Annotated in this window: 18 protein-coding genes; 16 read left to right on the top strand and 2 right to left on the bottom strand. The window is 63.1% G+C overall.

The genetic code is table 11. From position 1 onward, the window contains the following. Positions 1 to 16: 16 nt before the first annotated feature. The 8 genes from sucD (at position 17) to QTL96_RS29635 (ending at position 9,788) form a co-directional block, all read left to right on the top strand. Positions 17 to 919 (top strand): succinate--CoA ligase subunit alpha, encoded by a 903-nt coding sequence (gene sucD, locus QTL96_RS29670; RefSeq protein ID WP_018902319.1) that lies wholly within the window; start codon positions 17 to 19, stop codon positions 917 to 919. Positions 920 to 1,078: 159 nt separating this feature from the next. Beyond that, positions 1,079 to 4,063 (top strand): 2-oxoglutarate dehydrogenase E1 component, encoded by a 2,985-nt coding sequence (locus QTL96_RS29665; protein WP_289730259.1) that lies wholly within the window; start codon positions 1,079 to 1,081, stop codon positions 4,061 to 4,063. A 119-nt stretch (positions 4,064 to 4,182) separates the two neighbouring features. Next, a complete protein-coding gene (gene odhB / locus QTL96_RS29660) occupies positions 4,183 to 5,418 on the top strand; it encodes a 2-oxoglutarate dehydrogenase complex dihydrolipoyllysine-residue succinyltransferase (protein ID WP_018902321.1) in 1,236 nt (411 codons plus the stop codon). A gap of 114 nt (positions 5,419 to 5,532) precedes the next feature. Further along, positions 5,533 to 6,027: a hypothetical protein gene (locus QTL96_RS29655; RefSeq protein ID WP_289730447.1), complete on the top strand. Its 495-nt coding sequence runs from the start codon at positions 5,533 to 5,535 to the stop codon at positions 6,025 to 6,027. Continuing rightward, a complete protein-coding gene (locus QTL96_RS29650) occupies positions 6,024 to 6,776 on the top strand; it encodes an SDR family oxidoreductase (RefSeq protein ID WP_289730258.1) in 753 nt (250 codons plus the stop codon). The genes QTL96_RS29655 and QTL96_RS29650 overlap by 4 nt, the downstream gene beginning before the upstream one ends. A 31-nt stretch (positions 6,777 to 6,807) precedes the next feature. Then, positions 6,808 to 7,446, top strand: a complete 639-nt coding sequence (locus QTL96_RS29645; protein WP_047509208.1) for a LysE family transporter — start codon at positions 6,808 to 6,810, stop codon at positions 7,444 to 7,446. 26 nt (positions 7,447 to 7,472) lie between these two features. Next, on the top strand, positions 7,473 to 8,879 hold the full coding sequence (gene lpdA, locus QTL96_RS29640; RefSeq protein WP_289730257.1) for a dihydrolipoyl dehydrogenase: 1,407 nt from the start codon (positions 7,473 to 7,475) through the stop codon (positions 8,877 to 8,879). 381 nt (positions 8,880 to 9,260) lie between these two features. Further along, entirely contained in the window at positions 9,261 to 9,788 is a 528-nt protein-coding gene (locus QTL96_RS29635) for a DUF2867 domain-containing protein (protein WP_289730256.1), read from the top strand. On the opposite strand, the gene QTL96_RS29630 is transcribed toward QTL96_RS29635, so the two are convergent. Together QTL96_RS29630 and QTL96_RS29625 are read right to left on the bottom strand one after the other, a co-directional pair. Next, positions 9,766 to 10,854 (bottom strand): TraB/GumN family protein, encoded by a 1,089-nt coding sequence (locus QTL96_RS29630; protein ID WP_289730255.1) that lies wholly within the window; start codon positions 10,852 to 10,854, stop codon positions 9,766 to 9,768. The genes QTL96_RS29635 and QTL96_RS29630 overlap by 23 nt on opposite strands. 86 nt (positions 10,855 to 10,940) lie before the next feature. Then, the gene (locus tag QTL96_RS29625; protein WP_289730254.1) at positions 10,941 to 11,876 is read right to left on the bottom strand and encodes a tyrosine recombinase XerC; all 936 of its coding nucleotides are present in this window, start codon (positions 11,874 to 11,876) and stop codon (positions 10,941 to 10,943) included. Between the two features lie 142 nt (positions 11,877 to 12,018). On the opposite strand from QTL96_RS29625, the gene QTL96_RS29620 reads away from it, so the two are divergent. The 8 genes from QTL96_RS29620 to atpD all read left to right on the top strand — a co-directional run bounded on the left by QTL96_RS29620 (position 12,019) and on the right by atpD (position 21,603). After that, a complete protein-coding gene (locus tag QTL96_RS29620) occupies positions 12,019 to 12,966 on the top strand; it encodes a 1-acyl-sn-glycerol-3-phosphate acyltransferase (protein ID WP_289730253.1) in 948 nt (315 codons plus the stop codon). A 21-nt stretch (positions 12,967 to 12,987) separates the two neighbouring features. Continuing rightward, positions 12,988 to 14,133 carry an AAA family ATPase gene (locus QTL96_RS29615; RefSeq protein WP_289730252.1) on the top strand — a complete coding sequence of 382 codons (1,146 nt, stop codon included), beginning with the start codon at positions 12,988 to 12,990 and terminating at the stop codon, positions 14,131 to 14,133. A 54-nt stretch (positions 14,134 to 14,187) separates the two neighbouring features. After that, entirely contained in the window at positions 14,188 to 16,401 is a 2,214-nt protein-coding gene (locus tag QTL96_RS29610; RefSeq protein WP_113011871.1) for a primosomal protein N', read from the top strand. Positions 16,402 to 16,480: 79 nt separating this feature from the next. Continuing rightward, positions 16,481 to 16,870: a DUF4345 domain-containing protein gene (locus QTL96_RS29605; RefSeq protein WP_289730251.1), complete on the top strand. Its 390-nt coding sequence runs from the start codon at positions 16,481 to 16,483 to the stop codon at positions 16,868 to 16,870. A 254-nt stretch (positions 16,871 to 17,124) separates the two neighbouring features. Then, positions 17,125 to 17,691 carry a F0F1 ATP synthase subunit delta gene (locus QTL96_RS29600; protein WP_026283540.1) on the top strand — a complete coding sequence of 189 codons (567 nt, stop codon included), beginning with the start codon at positions 17,125 to 17,127 and terminating at the stop codon, positions 17,689 to 17,691. Next, positions 17,691 to 19,220 (top strand): F0F1 ATP synthase subunit alpha, encoded by a 1,530-nt coding sequence (atpA, locus tag QTL96_RS29595; protein ID WP_018901475.1) that lies wholly within the window; start codon positions 17,691 to 17,693, stop codon positions 19,218 to 19,220. The genes QTL96_RS29600 and atpA overlap by 1 nt, the downstream gene beginning before the upstream one ends. A gap of 26 nt (positions 19,221 to 19,246) precedes the next feature. Further along, positions 19,247 to 20,131, top strand: a complete 885-nt coding sequence (locus QTL96_RS29590) for a F0F1 ATP synthase subunit gamma (RefSeq protein ID WP_018901476.1) — start codon at positions 19,247 to 19,249, stop codon at positions 20,129 to 20,131. A gap of 23 nt (positions 20,132 to 20,154) precedes the next feature. Continuing rightward, on the top strand, positions 20,155 to 21,603 hold the full coding sequence (gene atpD, locus QTL96_RS29585; protein WP_018901477.1) for a F0F1 ATP synthase subunit beta: 1,449 nt from the start codon (positions 20,155 to 20,157) through the stop codon (positions 21,601 to 21,603). Positions 21,604 to 21,646: the final 43 nt, after the last annotated feature.

The following is a 21,646-nucleotide window of genomic DNA, read 5'->3' as shown; positions in this document are numbered from 1 at the left end:
TTTGGGGACCTGATAGATGTCTATTCTCGTAAACAAGAATACCAAGGTTCTCGTTCAGGGCCTGACCGGCAAGACCGGTACTTTCCACACCGAACAGGCGCTCGCCTATTACGGCACGCAGATGGTCGGCGGTATCCACCCGAAGAAGGGTGGCGAAACCTGGACCGGCTCGAAGGGCGAAAGCCTGCCGATCTTCGCTTCGGTCGCCGAAGCCAAGGAACGCACCGGTGCTGATGCTTCGGTCATCTACGTTCCGCCGGCTGGTGCCGCTGATGCGATCATCGAGGCGATCGACGCCGAGATCCCGTTCATCACCTGCATCACCGAGGGCATCCCGGTCATGGACATGGTTCGCGTCAAGGCTCGCCTCGACCGCTCCAAGTCGCGACTGCTTGGGCCAAACTGCCCGGGTATCCTGACGCCGGAAGAATGCAAGATCGGCATCATGCCGGGCTCGATCTTCCGCAAGGGTTCGGTCGGTATCGTTTCGCGCTCCGGCACGCTGACCTACGAAGCCGTGTTCCAGACGTCGAACGAAGGCCTCGGCCAGACGACGGCTGTCGGCATCGGCGGCGACCCGGTGAAGGGCACCGAGTTCATCGACGTGCTCGAGATGTTCCTGGCCGACGAAGCCACGACCTCGATCATCATGATCGGCGAAATCGGCGGTTCGGCTGAAGAAGACGCAGCACAGTTCCTGATCGACGAAGCCAAGAAGGGCCGCAAGAAGCCGATGGCCGGCTTCATCGCAGGTCGTACGGCTCCGAAGGGCCGCACCATGGGCCACGCCGGCGCTGTCGTTTCCGGCGGCAAGGGCGATGCGGAATCCAAGATCGCTGCCATGGAAGCAGCCGGCATCAAGGTTTCGCCTTCGCCGGCACGCCTCGGCACCACGCTGGTTGAAGTCCTCAAGGGCTAAGCCAATCTATACACCGGGCAGGATGCGCTTTGCGTGCTGCCCGGTTCGAACCAAGACTGAGCCGCGGACAGGCGGCTGAACATGAAGATGCGGCAGCCGGTCGATGGGATCGGCAAAATCACAAAGTCAGGAGGCGGGCGGAAGCGTCCGCGTAACACCATGGCACGGCAAGAAGCCAACGAGCAGTTTCAGATCACCTCGTTCCTGGATGGCGCCAACGCTGCTTACATCGAGCAGCTCTATGCGCGCTACGAGGACGACCCGGCATCGGTCAACGAAGAATGGCGCGCCTTCTTCAAGGCGCTGGAAGACAATCCTGATGATGTGAAGCGGGCCGCCAAGGGCGCATCCTGGCGCAAGAAGAACTGGCCGATGCAGGCCAGTGGCGACCTCGTCGCGGCGCTCGACGGCGACTGGGGCGTGATCGAAAAGGTCGTCGAGACCAAGGTGAAGGCCAAGGCTGAAGCAGCCGGCAAGCCGACCGAAGGTGCAGACATCCTGCAGGCGACGCGCGACAGCGTGCGCGCCATCATGATGATCCGCGCCTACCGGATGCGCGGCCACCTGCACGCCAAGCTCGACCCGCTCGGCATCGCGGCTCCCGTTGAAGACTACAAGGAACTGTCGCCGGAGAACTACGGTTTCTCCGAAGCCGACTACGACCGCAAGATCTTCATCGACAACGTGCTCGGCCTGGAATACGCCACCGTTCGCGAGATGATCGAGATCCTCGAGCGCACCTATTGCTCGACGATCGGCGTCGAGTTCATGCACATTTCGAATCCTGAGGAAAAGGCCTGGATCCAGGAACGGATCGAAGGTCCTGATAAGGGCGTTGCCTTCACCAACGAAGGCAAGAAGGCGATCCTGTCGAAGATCATCGAAGCCGAAGGCTACGAGCAGTTCCTCGACGTCAAGTTCAAGGGCACCAAGCGCTTCGGCCTCGACGGCGGTGAATCGCTGATCCCGGCGCTTGAGCAGATCCTGAAGCGTGGCGGCCATCTCGGCCTCAAGGAAGCCGTGTTCGGCATGGCCCACCGTGGCCGTCTGAACGTGCTCTCCCAGGTCATGGGCAAGCCGCACCGCGCGATCTTCCACGAGTTCAAGGGTGGCTCCTACGCGCCTGACGAAGTCGAAGGTTCCGGCGACGTGAAGTACCATCTCGGCGCTTCCTCGGACCGCGAGTTCGACGGCAACAAGGTTCACGTGTCGCTGACGGCCAACCCGTCGCACCTTGAAATCGTCGACCCGGTCGTCATGGGCAAGGCCCGCGCCAAGCAGGACATGAGCGCCACCGTCTGGGACGGCGACATCATTCCGCTGTCGGAGCGCGCCAAGGTTCTGCCGCTCCTCATCCACGGCGATGCGGCTTTCGCCGGCCAGGGCGTGATTGCCGAAATCCTCGGTCTTTCCGGTCTGCGCGGCCACCGCGTTGCCGGCACAATGCACGTCATCATCAACAACCAGATCGGCTTCACCACGAACCCGGCCTTCTCGCGTTCGTCGCCCTATCCGTCCGACGTCGCCAAGATGATCGAAGCGCCGATCCTGCACGTCAACGGTGACGATCCGGAAGCCGTCGTCTACGGCGCCAAGATCGCCATGGAATTTCGTATGAAGTTCCACAAGCCTGTCGTGCTCGACATGTTCTGCTACCGCCGCTACGGCCACAATGAAGGCGACGAACCGTCCTTCACGCAGCCGAAGATGTACAAGGTCATCCGCGCCCACAAGAGCGTTCTGCAGCTCTACAGCGAACGCCTCGTTTCCGAGGGCGTGCTGAGCGAAGGCGAAGTCGAGAAGATGAAGGCCGACTGGCGCGCGCATCTCGAGCAGGAGTTCGAGGCCGGCCAGCACTACAAGCCGAACAAGGCCGACTGGCTTGACGGCGAGTGGTCGGGCCTGCGCACGGCTGATAATGCCGATGAGCAGCGCCGCGGCAAGACCGCCGTGCCGATGAAGCAACTGAAGGAAATCGGCCGCAAGCTTTCGGAGATCCCGGAAGGCTTCCATGCGCACCGCACGATCCAGCGCTTCATGGAAAACCGCGCCAACATGATCTCGACCGGCGAAGGCATCGACTGGGCAACGGCGGAAGCGCTGGCGTTCGGCGGTCTCGTCACCGAAGGTCACAAGATCCGTCTCTCGGGTCAGGATTGCGAACGCGGCACCTTCTCGCAGCGTCACTCGGTTCTCTACGATCAGGAAACGGAAGAGCGCTATATCCCGCTCGCCAACCTGTCGGCGACCCAGGCGCGCTACGAAGTCATCAACTCGATGCTGTCGGAAGAAGCCGTTCTCGGCTTCGAATACGGCTACTCGCTGGCCCGCCCGAACGCGCTGACGCTCTGGGAAGCCCAGTTCGGCGACTTCGCCAACGGTGCGCAGGTCGTGTTCGATCAGTTCATCTCGTCCGGCGAACGCAAGTGGCTGCGCATGTCCGGCCTCGTCTGCCTGCTGCCGCACGGCTATGAAGGCCAGGGTCCGGAGCACTCGTCGGCTCGCCTTGAGCGCTTCCTGCAGCTTTGCGCGGAAGACAACATGCAGGTCGCCAACGTCACGACGCCGGCGAACTACTTCCACATCCTGCGCCGCCAGGTGAAGCGCGACTTCCGCAAGCCGCTGATCCTGATGACGCCGAAGTCGCTGCTGCGCCACAAGCGCGCCGTGTCGGGCCTAGCCGAAATGGCCGGCGAGACCTCGTTCCACCGTCTCCTCTGGGACGATGCCGAGGTCATCAAGGACGGCCCGATCAAGCTGCAGAAGGATGCCAAGATCCGCCGCGTCGTGCTCTGCACCGGCAAGGTCTATTACGACCTGCTCGAAGAGCGCGAAAAGCGCGGGATCGACGATGTCTACCTGCTGCGCGTCGAACAGCTCTACCCGTTCCCGGCCAAGGCGCTCATCAACGAGCTCTCCCGCTTCCGCAACGCGGAAATGGTCTGGTGCCAGGAAGAGCCGAAGAACATGGGTGCATGGTCGTTCATCGACCCGTATCTGGAATGGGTACTTGCCCATATCGATGCGAAGTACCAGCGCGTTCGCTACACCGGACGTCCGGCCGCGGCATCGCCCGCAACCGGCCTGATGTCCAAGCATCTGGCACAGCTCGCCGCGTTCCTCGAGGACGCGCTCGGCGGCTAACGAGAATGAGATCGGAGAGGGAGCGCGCCCGTGTTTCCTCTCCGCATTAATTCAGACCCCGGCCGGTCGCGCCGGAATGCCGTCAAACATCACAAAGATCAAAATTCAGGATTTGAACAATGGCCACAGAAATCCGCGTTCCAACTCTCGGTGAATCCGTCAGCGAGGCAACCGTCGGCACCTGGTTCAAGAAGGTCGGCGATGTCATCAAGGCCGACGAGCCGCTGGTGGAGCTTGAAACCGACAAGGTGACCATCGAAGTTCCGGCACCGGCTGCCGGCGTACTCTCCGAAATCGTCGCGCAGGCCGGCGAAACCGTCGGTCTCGACGCGTTGCTCGGCCAGATCGCTGCTAGCGCTGGCGCCGCTGCCGCCGCTCCGGCCGCAGCTGCCGCTCCCGCCAAGGCCGCCGAGCCGGCACCGGCCGCTGCCGCACCGGTTGCCGCTGCCGCTTCCTCGATGCCGCCGGCACCGGCTGCTTCGAAGATGCTCGCTGAAAACAACCTTTCGGCCGATCAGGTCGATGGCTCCGGCAAGCGCGGCCAGGTTCTGAAGGGCGACGTGATCGCCGCCGTCGCCAAGGGCATCGCGGCTCCTGCCGCTGCTGCTCCGGCAGCCCCTGCCGCCGCTCGCGGCCCGTCGACGGTCGAGGATGCCGGCCGCGAAGAGCGCGTGAAGATGACGCGCCTGCGCCAGACGATCGCCAAGCGCCTGAAGGACGCCCAGAACACCGCCGCCATGCTCACCACCTACAACGAGGTGGACATGAGCGCCGTGATGGCACTGCGCGCCAAGTACAAGGACGTGTTTGAAAAGAAGCACGGCGTGAAGCTCGGCTTCATGGGCTTCTTCACCAAGGCCGTCACCCACGCGCTGAAGGAACTGCCCGCCGTCAACGCCGAAATCGACGGCACCGACATCATCTACAAGAACTACTGCCACGTCGGCATGGCCGTCGGCACCGACAAGGGCCTGGTCGTTCCGATCATCCGCGATGCCGACCAGATGTCGATCGCCGAGATCGAAAAGGACCTCGGCCGTCTCGCCAAGTCGGCTCGTGACGGTTCGCTCTCGATGGCTGACATGCAGGGCGGCACCTTCACCATCACCAATGGTGGCGTCTACGGTTCGCTGATGTCCTCGCCGATCCTGAACGCGCCGCAGTCGGGCATTCTCGGCATGCACAAGATCCAGGATCGCCCCGTCGTCGTCGGCGGCCAGATCGTCATCCGTCCGATGATGTATCTCGCGCTCTCCTACGACCACCGCATCGTCGACGGCAAGGAAGCCGTTACCTTCCTCGTCCGCGTCAAGGAAAGCCTGGAAGATCCGGAACGCCTCGTTCTCGATCTCTAAGAGACCGACAGGGCCGCGCGAGCGGCCCTTTTCGCCTCAGCACCGGAACACCTGATGTCGCTGAAACCCGCCTTCCGCTCATCGAATACCGCGCTCGCTTCCGGCCATTCCGTGATGCGTGCGGCTGCGCTCCTGCTTGCCGCCACCCTTTGCGCCCAGCCGCTGATGGCGGCGGAGTGCAAGCAGGCCAATGCCGTCTATGCCGATCGCGACGGCGCCTACGAGCTGCGCTTCACGCCGATCGCGTCAGCCGCGGCCGCTGCCAGCAATCGCTTCACGGTCAAGGTCTTGAAGACGCCGCTTACGCTCGACGGCTATGTCATGCCGTCGGAGGACCCGGCGCGGTCGCTCGCGATGGTCATGTTCAAATGCCCTGACGGGGACGCGACGGGGGCCGATCTCGAGGCCTGCACGATCTGGCAGGGCATGGTCTACGGCATAGACGCCAAGGGCAAGCTCGACAACCTGCAGCCGGAAGCCGGGCAGGCGGCCGACAAGATCCTGTTCCCCGGCATCGGACCGGCCATTCGCGCCTCGTCGATCTGGGGCAAGGGCAAGGCTTCGGTGGCGCCCTGGGATGTGCTCGACTTCAAGGAATGTGCGTCATGAGTGACCAACCCGTTCTTCTCGTGACCGGCGGCAGCCGTGGCATCGGCGCTGCGATCAGCCTGCTGGCCGCCGCCAAGGGCTGGCGCGTCGCCGTGAATTACGCCGCCGACAAGGCTGCGGCCGATGAGGTCGTGGCCAAGATCAAGGCCGGCGGCGGTGATGCCATCGCGATCAAGGGTGATGTCGGCGAGGCCTCCGATATCACGCAGATGTTCGAAGCCATCGACCACCACTTCGGCCGGCTGGACGGGCTTTCCAACAATGCCGGCATCGTCGATGCACCCGCCCGTATCGACGAGATGTCGGTGGCGCGCATCGAGCGGATGATGCGCATCAACATCACGGGCTCGATCCTCTGCGCGGCCGAGGCCGTGCGCCGCATGTCGACCAAACATGGCGGCAAGGGCGGGGCGATCGTCAATATCTCGTCGATGGCGGCGATCATCGGCTCGCCCTCGCAATATGTCGACTACGCCGCCTCCAAGGCCGCGATCGACACCTTCACGATCGGCTTGGCTCGCGAAGTGGCGACCGAGGGCGTGCGCGTCAACGCGGTGCGGCCAGGCGTCATCGACACCGAAATCCACGCTTCCGGCGGCCTGCCGGATAGGGCGCGCGACATGGCGCCGAGCATTCCGATGCAGCGCGCCGGCACGGCGGAAGAGATCGCCGACGCGGTGCTTTATCTGCTATCCCAGGACGCATCCTATGTCACCGGCGCGATCCTCAATGTAAGCGGCGGCCGATGATCGGGTTCATCATTTCAAGGGCGGTATGAGCATGCAGTATGTTCTCGAATTTCTCGGCCTGATGGCCGTCTTCTCGATCTTCATCGTCGTGCCGGGCGCCGACTTCGCGGTGATCCTGCGCCAGAGCATCGTGCATGGCCGCCGCGCCGCGATCATGACCGGCATCGGCATGGGTTTCTCGCTGCTCTTCCACATCAGCTACACGATCCTTGGCCTCGGGCTGATCGTGTCGCAGTCGCTGATGCTGTTTGCGATGATCAAGTGGGCGGGTGTCGCCTACCTCGTCTATCTCGGCATCAAGTCGTTTCGCGCGCCGGGCTTCAACGTGGCGGAGATCAAGGTCAGCGAAGAGGATCGCAAGCCGATCTCTGCGCTGCGCTGCCTCGGCATGGGCTTCATTACCAATGCGCTGAACCCGAAGCCGGTGCTGTTCTTCCTGTCGCTGTTTTCGACGCTGGTTCATCACGACACGCCCGGCCTCATCCAGTTCAGCTACGGCATCGGCATGGCGACCGCGCTGGTCGCCTGGTTTGCCGCCGTCTCCACCTTCTTCACCGTCAAGGCCGTACGCGATCGTTTCATCGCCAGCGGCAAATGGTTCAACCGCATTACCGGCGCCGCTCTGGTCGGCTTCGGCTTCCGTCTCGCGCTCGCCCGCGCGGCGGATTAAGCAAATAACGAAAAGGAAAAGCAACAATGTCCTATGATGTGATCGTTATCGGAACCGGCCCCGGCGGCTATGTCGCTGCCATCAAGGCGGCCCAGCTCGGCCTCAAGGTCGCCGTCGTCGAAAAGCGCGCCACCTTCGGCGGCACCTGCCTGAATGTCGGCTGCATTCCCTCCAAGGCGCTGCTGCATGCCTCGGAAATGTTCCATCAGGCCGGCCACGGCATGGACGCGCTCGGCATCGAGGTCGCGGCGCCGAAGCTGAACCTCGACAAGATGATGGCCCACAAGGACGCCACCGTGAAGTCGAACGTCGACGGCGTCGCCTTCCTGTTCAAGAAGAACAAGATCGACAGCTTCATCGGCACCGGCAAGATCGTCTCGGCTGGTAAGGTCTCGGTTACGGCTGAGGACGGCAAGGCCCAGGAAATCGAAGGCAAGAACATTGTCATCGCCACCGGCTCCGACGTTGCCGGCATTCCTGGCGTGAAGGTCGACATCGACGAGAAGGTGATCGTTTCCTCCACCGGCGCGATCGCGCTCGACAAGGTGCCTGAGACGATGATCGTCGTCGGCGGCGGTGTCATCGGCCTCGAGCTCGGCTCGGTCTGGTCGCGCCTCGGCGCCAAGGTCACGGTCATCGAATATCTCGACAAGATCCTCGGCGCGATGGATGGCGACGTTTCCAAGCAGTTCCAGCGCATGCTCGCCAAGCAGGGCGTCGACATCAACCTGAGCTCCAAGGTCACGGGCGTCGAAAAGGGTGGCAAGGGCGCGAAGGTGACCTTCGAGCCGGTCGCCGGCGGCGCTGCTGTCACCGTCGAAGCCGATGTGGTGCTGATCTCTACCGGCCGCATTCCCTACACAGCCGGCCTCGGTCTCGAGGAAGCGGGCGTTGCGCTTGACAATCGCGGCCGCGTCGAGATCGACGGTCACTTCCGCACCAACGTTGCCGGCATCTACGCGATCGGCGACGTGGTGAAGGGCCCGATGCTGGCGCACAAGGCTGAAGACGAGGGCGTGGCACTCGCCGAAATCCTCGCCGGCCAGCATGGCCATGTGAATTACGACGTCATCCCGAGCGTCGTCTACACGCAGCCCGAAGTCGCCTCCGTCGGCAAGACGGAGGAAGAGCTGAAGGCTGCTGGCGTCGCCTACAAGGTCGGCAAGTTCCCGTTCACGGCCAATGGTCGCGCACGCGCCATGCTGGCGACGGATGGCTTCGTGAAGATCCTGTCGGACAAGACCACCGACCGCGTCCTCGGCGGCCACATCGTCGGCTTCGGCGCCGGCGAAATGATCCACGAGATCGCCGTCCTGATGGAATTCGGCGGCTCCGCCGAAGACCTCGGCCGCACCTGCCACGCGCATCCGACCATGTCGGAAGCGGTGAAGGAAGCGGCGCTTGCTGCGTTCTTCAAGCCGATCCATATGTAAGGCTTTGCCATATGCTTCGAAGAGGCCGCGGTTCGAGAGGACCGCGGCCTCTTTCGTTTGGCTAACCCTCGCGCGATTTGCTCGTTGTCGTAAGACCCCTCCCCAACCCCTCCCCACAAGGGGGAGGGGCTCCCGGGCGGCAATCGCTCGGCAGAACTTTGCTCTCTCAATTGATGCAGAGGTAAAAGCGATGCTCGGCGTCGCCACAAGCTAGCCCCTCCCCCTTGTGGGGAGGGGTTGGGGAGGGGACTTTTGCGGCAACCGGGGAGCTTGACTCATTGCCGATCGGCGGCGCGTATTGCCGCAGGGCGATGCAGAGGGCGGTTCGGTGTCGCGGGATGTGCTATGTGTTGCCGGAGGATATTGCCGGAGACGTGATCAATGTCGTTGATGCCAGCCAAACCTTCGAAGATCCTGCCTCGCCTGCCGCATCCGGCGTTGCCGCTGGCTGACTGGGCCGACTGCTATCAGCTTTCAGTGCCGGCTGCGTCATTCGATGCGATCGAGGCTGCCCGGCTGATGCTGGGCTACGCGCCGTTCTGGATCAGCGGGCTGATGAGGTTGCGTAACCTGATCGTTGGTCCGCTTTTCGGGTTGCGGACGGATGCGCACGATCTGCCGGAAGCAATGGAAAAGGTCGGGATATTTCCGGTGCTTGCAAAGACGGAGCGGCAGGTCGTCGTTGGTTTCGATGACAAGCATCTCGACTTTCGCATCGTCATCGACGTCGAGGATTTAGCCGATGGCGAGATGAAACGGGTGAAGGCCACGACTTTGGTCCATCGCAAGATCCTGATCGGACGGATCTATATCGCCGTGATCACGCCGTTCCACAATGTCATCGTAAAGGCGATGATCGCCCATATGGGCAGGCGGCTCGGCGCCCTCAGTTCACCGCCGTCACCGTAAAGCCCTGCTTGCGCAAGAGCTCGATCACGCCACCTTCGCCGGGAAGATGCAGCGCGCCGACGGCCATGAAGACGTTGCCGGTGGCCAGGATCGGGGCGGCGCGTTCGGCCATGATCTTGTTGCGGTCGAGGATGATGCGCTGTTCGAAGGCGGCGTAGTCGCTGCTGTCGTCGGCGCCCTCGGGCGTTACCGTCTTCAGCATCGGCATGGTCATGCCGATATCGCCGGAAAGGTAGAGATCGGTCATGGTCTCGACCACGTCGTTCATCTTCGAGCCGAGTTCCAGTGTTTCGATCAGCGACTTCATGTGGAATTCGGTGGGCAGTTCGGCCATGGCCTGCAGCTGTTCGGCGAGCGTCTCCAGGCCCTTGACCTGCTTGCCCTGGGCGACCGCGTCGGTGGCGATCTTCTGGTCGAGGAACTGGACGCCCTTGGCCTTGCGGGCCATTTCGCAGGCGGGCAGCGCCACGACGCTCGAGATCATCCACGGGCGCATGCGCGAGACGGCTGCGAGCGGAATGCCGCGCGTCTTCAGGCCGGCCTCGAGGCGGGTGTAATCCTCGGGCGAGAGCAGCTTGTCGATGGTCGTGCCGTCGGTGAACATCATCAGGTCCGGCTTCATCATCAGAGCCGCCGAGGCCTTCTTCTCGTCGAGGATCTCGTCGGATTCGATCACGATGGTATCGGCGGCGTCGTGGGCGGCCTTGGTGCGCGGGGGCAGGTCGAGCACGCGCGGATCGGTGACGTGCATGCTGCCCAAGAGCCAGGATGGCTTGATGCCCGGTTTTTCGATCTTCCAGAATATGCCCTTGCCGTTCGGCACGGCGTCGGCTTCCTTGACCGCCTGCTCGTAGCGCGAGGGGTTGCTGACCTTCAGGTCGTCGAGGATGTTGCGGCCGGTGCAGCTTGCGTCATCCGCGGCTGACGCCGGCGAGATGGAGACGAGGGTGGCGATCAGGAGTGCTGCGGCCAGCACGTGGACGGCAGCGATCAGCCAGAGCGCGATGTTGCCGAAGCGAGCCGGCAAGGCGGTGGAAAGGCTGCGGTGGCCGAGGGAGATCGTCATGATGGTGTTCCGGTCACAAAGGATTTGCCACAAGCTTTACGCGCTGGGCCTTCCATATTCCTTTAAGGGAACAGGTTAACAAAGGATTACGCCCGGGGATGGGCGCGGTCGTAAACGTCGAGAAGGCGTGAGGCGTCCACACCCGTGTAAACCTGGGTGGTCGACAGGCTGGCATGGCCGAGCAGTTCCTGGATGGTTCTGAGATCGCCGCCGCCGGCCAGAAGATGGGTGGCGAAGGAGTGGCGCAGCGCGTGTGGCGTGGCGGTCTCCGGCAGGCCGAAGGCGCTGCGCATCATGCGCATGGTGCGCTGGATGATCGCCTGTTGCAGCTTGCCGCCGCGGGCGCCGCGAAACAGCGGCTGGTCGGCGGTTAGATGATAAGGGCAAAGCTTTCGGTATTTGTCGATCGCCTCGAAGACGACAGAGAGCAGCGGCACCAGGCGGGTCTTGTTGCCCTTGCCTGTTATGCGCAGCGTCGTGGCGCCTGGCGTGATGTCGCCGGGCAGGAGATCGAGCGCTTCGGAGATGCGCAGGCCGCAGCCGTAGAGCAGGGTCATGACGGCGGCGTCGCGGGCGGCGATCCAGGGTTCGTCATGCAGCTGTGCCTCGTTGCTGACGACGGTGACGGCCTGGGTGTCGGAGAGCGGCTTGGGCAGCGATTTCGGCTGCTTCGGCGAGCGGATGGCGCCGGCGCCGGCGGCGTTCACCAGCCCCTTCTTTTCGAGATGGCGCAGCAGCGAGCGCAGGCCGGCGAGATTGCGGCCGAGCGAGCGGGCGCCGGTGCCGTCGCGGCGGCGGGCGGCGAGGAAGGCGCGGAAATCGGCGGGCCGCAGCGCCTCGATATCCTTGAGCGTCGTCGGGCCGGCGAGATGGCCGGTCATGAAGGTCAGAAACTGGCGGGTGTCGCGCTCATAGGCGTCGAGCGTGTGCTGCGAGAGACGTCGTTCGCCGGCTAGGCTTTGCAGCCAGGCGGCGCGTTCCGCCATCAGCCGCGCGTCGGCCATGATCAGGAGTTCATTCACGTTTCCGCCTCTTGAATTTGCCAGCCAGACCGCCAATTTTGCCTGAGGGACGGTTATGGAATCGCTAACATCGGCCAAGTGCCTGTCATGCTTCGATCATAATAATCGCGATAACTGGTTTCCCAACGAGGCAGGATCTTGCATGGCACGGCGCCAACCCACGACGGCATTCGGACAATTCGCAGAAACGATCGCGCTCGTTTCCCAAGGCAGACCCGGACATATCGTCGACACGCTGATCGCCGAACGCGGACAACGCATCGTCGGCCACCCGCTGTGGCCCGTCATGCGGCCGTTTCTCTATACGCTGCTGCGCTACAACAAGGCGATGACCTTCGCCAACGACATCGCCAACATGCCGGGCTTCCAGTGCTTCGAGTATATGAGCAATTTGCTCAATCTCGATATCGGCGTGACCAATGCCGAGCGGATACCCGACAAGGGCGGCTTCATTCTGGTCAGCAACCATCCGACCGGGATCGCCGATGGCGTCGCGGTGTTCGACCTGCTGAAGACGCGGCGGCCTGACATGATGGTGTTCGCCAACCGTGATGCGGTGCGCGTCAATCCGCGCTTTTCCGAGATGATCATTCCGGTCGAGTGGCGCGACGAGCATAAGAGCAAGCTGAAGGCGCGCGAGACGCTGCAGCTGACGAACCATGCGGTGCGCGAGGGCAAGGCGACGGTGCTGTTTCCGTCCGGACGCATCGCCTACTGGGCGAACGGCCGGCTCAACGAGCGGCCGTGGAAGACGTCCGCCGTCGGGCTGGCGCGCAAGTACAATCTGCCGATCCTGCCTGTTCATATGACGGCGCGCAATTCCGGGCTGTTCTACTGGTTCGCCAAGTGGTCGACGGAGCTGCGCGACATGACGGTGTTCCACGAACTCCTCAACAAGCGCGGCGACCGTTTCGATTTTATCATCGGCGACATGATCCCGGTCGAGCATCTGGATGGCGATATCAACGACGTCACAAGGGCGCTGGAGACGCACACCGTCGAGGCGCTGAAGCGCGATGGCGACGCGCGGTTCCAGCCTCTCGTCGAGCCAAGCCTGCCCGAGATGGCCGATGCCCATTCATTTCGCTGAGCGGATGGGGTAAAGCGGGGCATGCAACTCCGCTCCATGTTCGCCCAGAATTACCGGTCGCTCCGCTCGATCCGCATGGATCTGTCGGAGACCTCGCTGTTTCTCGGCGAGAACGGCGTCGGCAAATCCAATCTTTATCGTGCGCTGCAGCTGGTGCAGGCGGCCGTCACCGGGCGGCTGGTGCGCGAGCTTGCGGCCGAGGGCGGCATGTTCTCGGTGCTGTGGTCCGGCACGCGCAAGCAGAATGAAGGGCCGGCGCGGGTGCGGCTTGAGGTCGAGCTTCTGGATGAGGAGCGGGCCGTTACGTTTCGCTACAGGGTCGAGGTCGGGTTGCGTCCGCCAGAGGCGGCTGCCGGGTTTCCGCTGGAGCCGCAGGTGAAGGCCGAGGAGTTGATCGTCGATCACGGGCGGCCGGTTGTCATGATGAAGCGGGCGGGGCCTTCCATCCAGGTGCGCGATGGCTCCGGGCGGATGCAGGATTATCCGGATCAGGCGCTGACGTCGGAGACGGCGATGGCGCTGCTTGGCGATGCCGGGCACTTTCCCGAGATCGCCGCCTTTCGCCGGGTGGTGGCCAACTGGCGCTTCTTTCACGGCTTCCGTACCGACCGCGCCTCGCCGCTACGCCAGCCCTGCCTCGCCGTGACCGGGCCGATGCTGGATGAGGACGGCGCCAATCTGGCGGCTGTGTTCGCGACGCTGAGGCATACGCGGCAGGATACCGTCGATCTCGACCGCGTCGTCGCCTCGGCCTTCGGCGGCGCACGGCTCGTGGTGCCGGAGCCGGAGGAGACGGCATCGTTCGGGCTCGCCTTTCCCGATTTTCCGCATCGGGTGTTCCAGCCGCGTGAGCTTTCCGATGGCCAGATCCGCTTTCTCGGGCTGGCGGCAGCACTGCTGTCCTACCGCCTGCCGCCGCTGATCGCGCTCAACGAGCCGGAGGCGAGCCTGCATCCCGACATGCTGGAACCGCTGGCGGATATGATCGCGACGTCATCGAAGAGCAGCCAGGTGTGGATCGTCACCCATTCGGCGCAGCTGGCGGAGGCCGTGCGCGAGCGCTGCGGGGTCAGGCCGCGCAAGGTGATCCGCGAGAACGGCGCCACCTGGATCGAAGGCATGCGGCTTACCGGTACCATTGCCGGCGAGGACGACGATGACGATTGATAGCGCGATGTCGCGGGTTTCATTTTGGTCTCGTTGCGGGCATGGTCGCGCCCGATGAGCATAGATTCGTCCGACCTCTTTGGCCCGATCGAGCCGCCGCCCGCCGTGCGCACGGTGTCGGTGCTTGTACCCATGCCGGCGCCCAGGCCCTATTCCTATTCGGTGCCCGAGGGCATGGCGGTGGAGCCCGGCTCCGTCGTGCAGGTGCCGCTCGGGCCGCGCCAGGTGATGGGCGCCGTCTGGGAGGGGGGAGACGAGGGCGTCGATCCGAAGAAGCTTCGGCCGATCACCAAGGTGTTCGATTGCCCGCCGCTTTCGAAGGACATGCGCGATTTCGTGGATTGGGTGGCGAGCTATACGCTGTCGCCGCCGGGGCTGGTGGCGCGCATGGCGCTGCGCGTGCCGAACGCGTTCGATCCGGAGCCGATGGTCGAGGGACTGCGCTTCGTCGGCGGCGAGCCGGAGCGGATGACGCCGGCGCGCGCGCGCGTGCTCGATGCCGCCGGCGACGGGCTGTCGTGGACGCGGATCGGCCTGGCGCATGCGGCCGGCGTTTCGACGAGCGTCGTCGACGGGTTGATCGCGCAGGGGATCTTCGAGACGATCTTCTTGCCGCCGCCGCCGATCGTGGCGAAGCCGGATCCGGATTTCGCGCCGTCGCGGCTCGCCGGTCCGCAGAAGGAGGCGGCCGACGAGATCCTCGAAGAGGTCCGCAACGGGCAGTTCGCGGTATCGCTGATCGATGGCGTCACGGGTTCGGGCAAGACGGAAGTCTATTTCGAGGCAATTGCCGAGACGCTGAAGCGCGGCAAGCAGGTGCTGATCCTGTTGCCGGAGATCGCGCTGACGGCCAGTTTCCTCGAGCGCTTCCAGGACCGGTTTGGGGCCAAGCCCGCCGAGTGGCATTCCGATCTGGCGCCGAAGACGCGCGAAAAGGTCTGGCGGCAGGCGGTGACCGGGGAGGTCCGGGTCGTGGCGGGGGCGCGTTCGGCGCTGTTCCTGCCGTTCGAGGATCTCGGGCTGATCATCGTCGATGAAGAGCACGATCCTGCCTACAAGCAGGAAGACCGCGTCTATTACAATGCGCGCGACATGGCTGTGGTGCGCGCCCGGATCGGCGATTTCCCGCTCGTGCTGGTCTCGGCCACGCCATCGGTGGAAAGCCAGGTCAACGGCCAGAGTGGGCGCTATACGACCATCCATCTGCCGACCCGCTTCGGCGACGCGGCGCTGCCCGATCTGCATCTGGTCGATATGCGAAGACATGCGCCGGAGCGCGGGGGCTTCCTCTCGCCGGTGCTCTTGAGGGCCATCGGCAAGACGGTGGAGAAGAAGCAGCAGGCACTGCTGTTTTTGAACCGGCGCGGCTATGCGCCGCTGACGCTCTGCCGGGTCTGCGGTCATCGCTTCCAGTGCCCGCAATGCTCCAGCTGGCTGGTCGAACACCGGTTCAAGCGGCAGCTGCAGTGCCACCAGTGCGGATATCACCAGCATACGCCCGAGGCCTGCCCGGAATGCGGCACGTTCGACCATCTCGTTGCCTGCGGGCCGGGGGTGGAGCGGATCGCGGAAGAGGTGGAGCGGCATTTTCCCGAGGCGCGGACCATCGTGCTCTCCTCCGACATCATGGGCGGAGTGAAGCGGCTCAGGCTGGAGCTCGACGCCATCGCCAAGGGCGAGGCGGACATCGTCATCGGCACGCAGTTGGTGGCCAAGGGGCATAACTTCCCGCTGATGACGCTTGTCGGCATCATCGATGCGGATCTCGGCTTGGCGAACGGCGATCCGCGCGCAGCCGAGCGGACCTTCCAGCTGCTGTCGCAGGTGACGGGTCGCGCCGGGCGGACGGGTCTGAAGAGCCACGGACTGCTGCAGACCTACCAGCCGCAGCATCCCGTGATGCAGGCGATCGTCTCGGGCGACGCGGGCGCCTTCTACGAGCGCGAGATCGCCGAGCGCGAGCGGGCGATCCTGCCGCCGTTCGGCCGGCTGGCATCGATCATCGTCTCGGCGGAAACCAGGCAGGATGCGGAGGGGCATGCGCGCAGCATGCGCAACGCGGCACCTCAGGTGACGGGCATCTCCGTGCTCGGGCCGGCCGAGGCGCCGCTGGCGCTGGTGCGCGGACGCCATCGCTTCCGGCTCCTCGTGCATGGTCGCCGGAACTCCGACATGCAGGCCTACCTGCGCACCATGCTGGCGCAATCGCCCAAGGAGCGCGGCTCCATTCACGTGCAGCTCGATATCGATCCGCAGAGCTTCCTTTAGATCAGGCGATCTCGGGCGTTTGCGGCCTGCCGATATCATGGCATAAGGGCTGCAAATCACAGTGATTTGGGGTCACATCATGGAATTCTACTTTCCGACGGAGCTGGGCGAGCAGCTTGCCTTCGGCGCCGCCGCGTTTACCGCGCTTGCGGGCTTCATCATCATGTTCGCGCCGGGCTATGCGATGCGGCTCTTCGGGATGCAGGTACGCGAGGGGCGCCGCGACGGTTATGCCGAGCTGCGCTCGATGGGCGGCTTCTATCTCGGCACCGGGCTTTCGGCGATCATGCTGGCGCAGAACTTCACCTATCTGGCGCTTGGCGCGGCGTTTGCGATGGCCGCATTCGCGCGTATCATCTCGCTGCTTTCCGACCGGGGAGGCACCATCATGAACTATGTACTCCTGGTTGTGCAGATGATTTTGGCGGCGCTTCCGCTCGGCTATGTCTTCGGTTTCTTTTCCGCCTGAAACACGCCGATTTTGGAGTGACGGTCTTTGGACCGTGAACGGTTTCGGCATTTTTGCGGCAGAAATCGATGCTAAAATAGGATTACGGCGTTACGCGTGTTGCGAGTCCCGATATCCTATGTTAGACGGACCCCGAATTTCGGAAGAAGCAAGAGGCTTCTCTTGCGATTTCTGGGGGAAATCATAACGAATTCAAGAATTTAAATCAGGCGCCCGCCGGAGGCCGGATTCTTGGGTTGAAATCAGGGAAATTTGTGCCCGTGGCAGACACGTCCCAGCTTACATCTGGTGTTGCAGAGCGATATGCCTCGTCGCTGTTCGAACTGGCGCTCGAGGAGGGTGCAGTCGCGAACGTGACCGCCGATCTCGACCGTTTTCAGGCGATGTTGGACGAGAGCGACGATCTGAAGCGCTTCATCTCCAGCCCGGTTTTCTCGGCTGAAGATCAGCTGAAGACGATCATCGCGATCAGCGAAAAGGCTGGCATCAGCGGGTTCGTTGCAAACTTCCTGAAGGTCGTGGCGCGCAATCGCCGCCTGTTTGCTCTCCCGGGCATGATCAAGGCCTTCCGTGTCATCGCTGCCAAGCAGCGTGGCGAAATTACCGCCGAGGTTACCTCGGCCCATGCGCTCGACGCAGCGCAGGAAACTGAATTGAAGGCGGCGCTGAAGGGCGTCACCGGCAAAGACGTGGCGGTCAACGTCACGGTTGATCCGTCAATTCTTGGTGGTCTGATCGTGAAGGTCGGGTCCCGTCAGATTGATACGTCTCTTCGTACCAAACTCTCTACCCTTAAGCTTGCATTGAAAGAGGTTGGCTGATGGATATCCGCGCCGCGGAAATTTCCGCAATTCTCAAAGATCAGATTAAAAACTTCGGCAAAGAGGCACAGGTCTCGGAAGTCGGTCAGGTGCTCTCCGTCGGTGACGGTATCGCTCGCGTATACGGTCTGGACAACGTCCAGGCCGGCGAGATGGTCGAGTTCCCGGGCGGCATCCGCGGCATGGCGCTGAACCTTGAAGCCGACAACGTTGGTGTCGTTATTTTCGGTTCCGACCGCGCCATCAAGGAAGGCGACACCGTCAAGCGTACGGGCGCCATCGTTGACGTTCCGGTTGGTCCGGAACTGCTCGGCCGCGTTGTCGACGCTCTCGGCAACCCGATCGACGGCAAGGGCCCGATCAACGCGACCCGCCGTGCGCGCGTCGACGTCAAGGCTCCTGGCATCATTCCGCGCAAGTCGGTTCATGAGCCGATGTCGACCGGCCTCAAGGCCATCGACGCGCTCATCCCGGTTGGCCGTGGCCAGCGCGAGCTCGTCATCGGCGACCGCCAGACCGGCAAGACCGCGATCATTCTCGACGCGATCCTGAACCAGAAGGCCATCCACGATAACGGCCCGGACAGCGAAAAGCTGTACTGCGTCTACGTCGCTATCGGCCAGAAGCGTTCGACCGTTGCCCAGTTCGTCAAGGTTCTCGAAGAACGCGGCGCAATGAAGTACTCGATCGTCGTTGCCGCGACCGCTTCGGACGCTGCTCCGATGCAGTACCTGGCACCGTTCGCCGGTTGCGCCATGGGCGAATACTTCCGCGACAACGGCCAGCACGCCCTGATCGGTTACGACGACCTTTCGAAGCAGGCTGTCGCCTATCGCCAGATGTCGCTTCTGCTGCGCCGCCCGCCGGGCCGCGAAGCTTACCCGGGCGACGTTTTCTACCTGCATTCGCGTCTCCTCGAGCGCGCTGCAAAGCTCTCCGACGAAATGGGCGCTGGCTCGCTGACGGCTCTGCCTGTCATCGAAACCCAGGGTAACGACGTTTCGGCGTTCATTCCGACCAACGTGATCTCGATCACCGACGGCCAGATCTTCCTTGAAACCGACCTGTTCTACCAGGGCATTCGTCCGGCCGTTAACGTCGGTCTGTCGGTTTCGCGCGTTGGTTCCGCCGCTCAGATCAAGGCCATGAAGCAGGTTGCCGGCTCGATCAAGGGCGAACTCGCCCAGTATCGCGAAATGGCCGCCTTCGCCCAGTTCGGCTCCGACCTCGACGCATCCACGCAGCGCCTGCTGAACCGCGGCGCACGCCTGACCGAACTCCTGAAGCAGCCGCAGTTCTCGCCGCTGAAGACGGAAGAACAGGTCGCGGTGATCTTCGCCGGCGTCAACGGTTACCTCGACAAGGTCGCGGTCAACCAGGTCGGCAAGTTCGAGCAGGGCCTGCTGTCGTACCTCCGTTCCGAAGGTTCGGCGATCCTCGACACGATCCGTAGCGAAAAGGCCATCAGCGACGATACGAAGGGCAAGCTCACCGCTGCCATCGACAGCTTCGCGAAGTCTTTCTCGTAATCGGACCCAGTTAGGACGGATCACGGATGCCTTCACTTAAGGATCTGAAAAACCGGATCGCCTCCGTCAAGGCGACGCAGAAGATCACCAAGGCGATGAAAATGGTCGCCGCGGCGAAGCTTCGGCGTGCGCAGGAGGCGGCCGAGGCCGCCCGGCCCTATTCGCAGCGGATGAGTGCGGTTTTGGCGAACATCGCCAATGCCGTCACCGATGCAGATGGTGCGCCGGCTCTCATGACCGGTACAGGCAAGGATCAGGTTCACCTGCTCGTTGTCTGCACGGCTGATCGCGGCCTCTGCGGCGGTTTCAACTCGCAGATTTCCCGTTTTGCCCGCGATCATGCCCGCAAGCTGACCGCAGAAGGCAAGACGGTAAAGATCTTCACTGTCGGCAAGAAGGGCTACGACAGCCTGCGCCGCGAATTCCTGCCGCTCATCGTCGAGCGCAAGGAACTCCGCGACGTCAAGCGTGTCGCCTTCGAAAACGCCGACAGCATTGGCAAGCGCATCATCGAGATGTACGAAGCCGGTGAATTCGACGTCTGCACGCTCTTCTATTCCGAGTTCAAGTCGGTGATCTCGCAGGTTCCGACGGCACAGCAGCTCATCCCGGCTTCGGCTGGCGAGGCGGTTGCCGAGGACGCGGCACATGCGGGCGCGGTCTACGAATACGAGCCAGATCCGGCATCGATCCTCGAGGATCTGATTCCACGCAACATCTCGGTCCAGATTTTCCGCGCGCTCCTCGAGAACGTCGCCGGCGAAATGGGCGCCAAGATGAGCGCGATGGACAATGCGACGCGTAACGCTGGTGAAATGATCAACAAGCTGACGCTTTCCTACAACCGTCAGCGCCAGGCTCAGATCACCAAGGAACTCATTGAAATCATTTCGGGCGCGGAAGCGCTCTGAGGTAAGGGAAAGAGGGTAAGAAGATGGCTAAGGCAGCTACCCCCAAGAAGGCCGCGGCAGGCTCCGCCGGCAAGGTTACGCAGGTTATCGGCGCCGTCGTGGACGTTGCCTTCGAAGGCGAACTGCCGGCGATCCTGAACGCACTCGAAACCACGAACGGCGGCAACCGCCTCGTGCTCGAAGTCGCTCAGCACCTGGGTGAAAACGAAGTTCGCACGATCGCCATGGACTCGACCGAAGGTCTGGTTCGCGGTCAGCCGGTCTCCGACACGGGTGAGCCGATCACGGTTCCGGTTGGTCCGGAAACGCTCGGCCGTATCATGAACGTCATCGGCGAACCGGTTGACGAAGCCGGCCCGCTGGTCACTTCGGGCAAGCGCGCCATCCACCAGGACGCTCCTTCCTACGTCGACCAGTCGACCGAAGGCCAGATCCTCGTCACCGGCATCAAGGTCGTCGACCTTCTCGCTCCTTACGCAAAGGGCGGCAAGATCGGCCTGTTCGGCGGCGCCGGCGTCGGCAAGACCGTTCTGATCATGGAACTGATCAACAACGTCGCCAAGGCGCACGGTGGTTACTCGGTATTCGCAGGCGTGGGTGAACGTACCCGCGAAGGCAACGACCTTTACCACGAAATGATCGAATCGGGCGTCAACAAGCACGGCGGCGGCGAAGGCTCCAAGGCTGCGCTCGTTTACGGCCAGATGAACGAACCGCCGGGCGCACGTGCTCGCGTTGCTCTCACCGGTCTGACGATCGCTGAAGACTTCCGCGACAAGGGCCAGGACGTTCTGTTCTTCGTCGACAACATCTTCCGCTTCACGCAGGCAGGTTCCGAAGTGTCGGCTCTGCTCGGCCGTATTCCTTCGGCCGTTGGCTATCAGCCGACGCTCGCCACGGACATGGGCGCGATGCAGGAACGCATCACCACCACGACGAAGGGCTCGATCACCTCGGTTCAGGCGATTTACGTCCCCGCCGACGACTTGACCGACCCGGCTCCGGCAACCTCGTTCGCCCACTTGGACGCAACGACCGTTCTGTCGCGCTCGATCGCTGAAAAGGGCATCTACCCGGCCGTTGACCCGCTCGACTCCACGTCGCGCATGCTCGACCCGATGGTTGTCGGCGAAGAGCACTACGAAGTGGCTCGTAAGGTTCAGACGACGCTGCAGCGCTACAAGGCCCTGCAGGACATCATCGCCATCCTTGGCATGGACGAACTGTCTGAAGAAGACCGTCTGGCTGTTGCCCGCGCCCGCAAGATCGAGCGCTTCCTGTCGCAGCCGTTCTTCGTCGCCGAAGTCTTCACCGGTTCGCCGGGCAAGCTCGTTGCGCTCGAAGACACGATCAAGGGCTTCAAGGGCCTCGTCAACGGCGAATATGATCACCTGCCGGAAGCAGCCTTCTACATGGTCGGCTCGATGGAAGAAGCCATCGAAAAGGCCAAGAAGCTCTCCGCAGCCGCTTGATGCATTCACTTACGGCGCGCAGGGACCGTCCCCGCGCGCCGTC

The sequence above is a fragment of the Rhizobium sp. S163 genome (assembly GCF_030380805.1).
Lineage (GTDB): Bacteria > Pseudomonadota > Alphaproteobacteria > Rhizobiales > Rhizobiaceae > Rhizobium.
Note: the sequence above shows the minus strand (reverse complement) of the source record. Positions and strands in the feature narration are given on the sequence as shown.

What these genes read in the sequence shown, in the direction of transcription:
- sucD (WP_018902319.1), top strand. Translation starts at nt 17, where the DNA reads ATGTCTATTCTCGTAAACAAGAATACCAAGGTTCTCGTTCAGGGCCTG.
- QTL96_RS29665 (WP_289730259.1), top strand. Translation starts at nt 1,079, where the DNA reads ATGGCACGGCAAGAAGCCAACGAGCAGTTTCAGATCACCTCGTTCCTG.
- odhB (WP_018902321.1), top strand. Translation starts at nt 4,183, where the DNA reads ATGGCCACAGAAATCCGCGTTCCAACTCTCGGTGAATCCGTCAGCGAG.
- QTL96_RS29655 (WP_289730447.1), top strand. Translation starts at nt 5,533, where the DNA reads ATGCGTGCGGCTGCGCTCCTGCTTGCCGCCACCCTTTGCGCCCAGCCG.
- QTL96_RS29650 (WP_289730258.1), top strand. Translation starts at nt 6,024, where the DNA reads ATGAGTGACCAACCCGTTCTTCTCGTGACCGGCGGCAGCCGTGGCATC.
- QTL96_RS29645 (WP_047509208.1), top strand. Translation starts at nt 6,808, where the DNA reads ATGCAGTATGTTCTCGAATTTCTCGGCCTGATGGCCGTCTTCTCGATC.
- lpdA (WP_289730257.1), top strand. Translation starts at nt 7,473, where the DNA reads ATGTCCTATGATGTGATCGTTATCGGAACCGGCCCCGGCGGCTATGTC.
- QTL96_RS29635 (WP_289730256.1), top strand. Translation starts at nt 9,261, where the DNA reads ATGTCGTTGATGCCAGCCAAACCTTCGAAGATCCTGCCTCGCCTGCCG.
- QTL96_RS29630 (WP_289730255.1), bottom strand. Translation starts at nt 10,854, where the DNA reads ATGACGATCTCCCTCGGCCACCGCAGCCTTTCCACCGCCTTGCCGGCT.
- QTL96_RS29620 (WP_289730253.1), top strand. Translation starts at nt 12,019, where the DNA reads ATGGCACGGCGCCAACCCACGACGGCATTCGGACAATTCGCAGAAACG.
- QTL96_RS29615 (WP_289730252.1), top strand. Translation starts at nt 12,988, where the DNA reads ATGCAACTCCGCTCCATGTTCGCCCAGAATTACCGGTCGCTCCGCTCG.
- QTL96_RS29610 (WP_113011871.1), top strand. Translation starts at nt 14,188, where the DNA reads ATGAGCATAGATTCGTCCGACCTCTTTGGCCCGATCGAGCCGCCGCCC.
- QTL96_RS29605 (WP_289730251.1), top strand. Translation starts at nt 16,481, where the DNA reads ATGGAATTCTACTTTCCGACGGAGCTGGGCGAGCAGCTTGCCTTCGGC.
- atpA (WP_018901475.1), top strand. Translation starts at nt 17,691, where the DNA reads ATGGATATCCGCGCCGCGGAAATTTCCGCAATTCTCAAAGATCAGATT.
- QTL96_RS29590 (WP_018901476.1), top strand. Translation starts at nt 19,247, where the DNA reads ATGCCTTCACTTAAGGATCTGAAAAACCGGATCGCCTCCGTCAAGGCG.
- atpD (WP_018901477.1), top strand. Translation starts at nt 20,155, where the DNA reads ATGGCTAAGGCAGCTACCCCCAAGAAGGCCGCGGCAGGCTCCGCCGGC.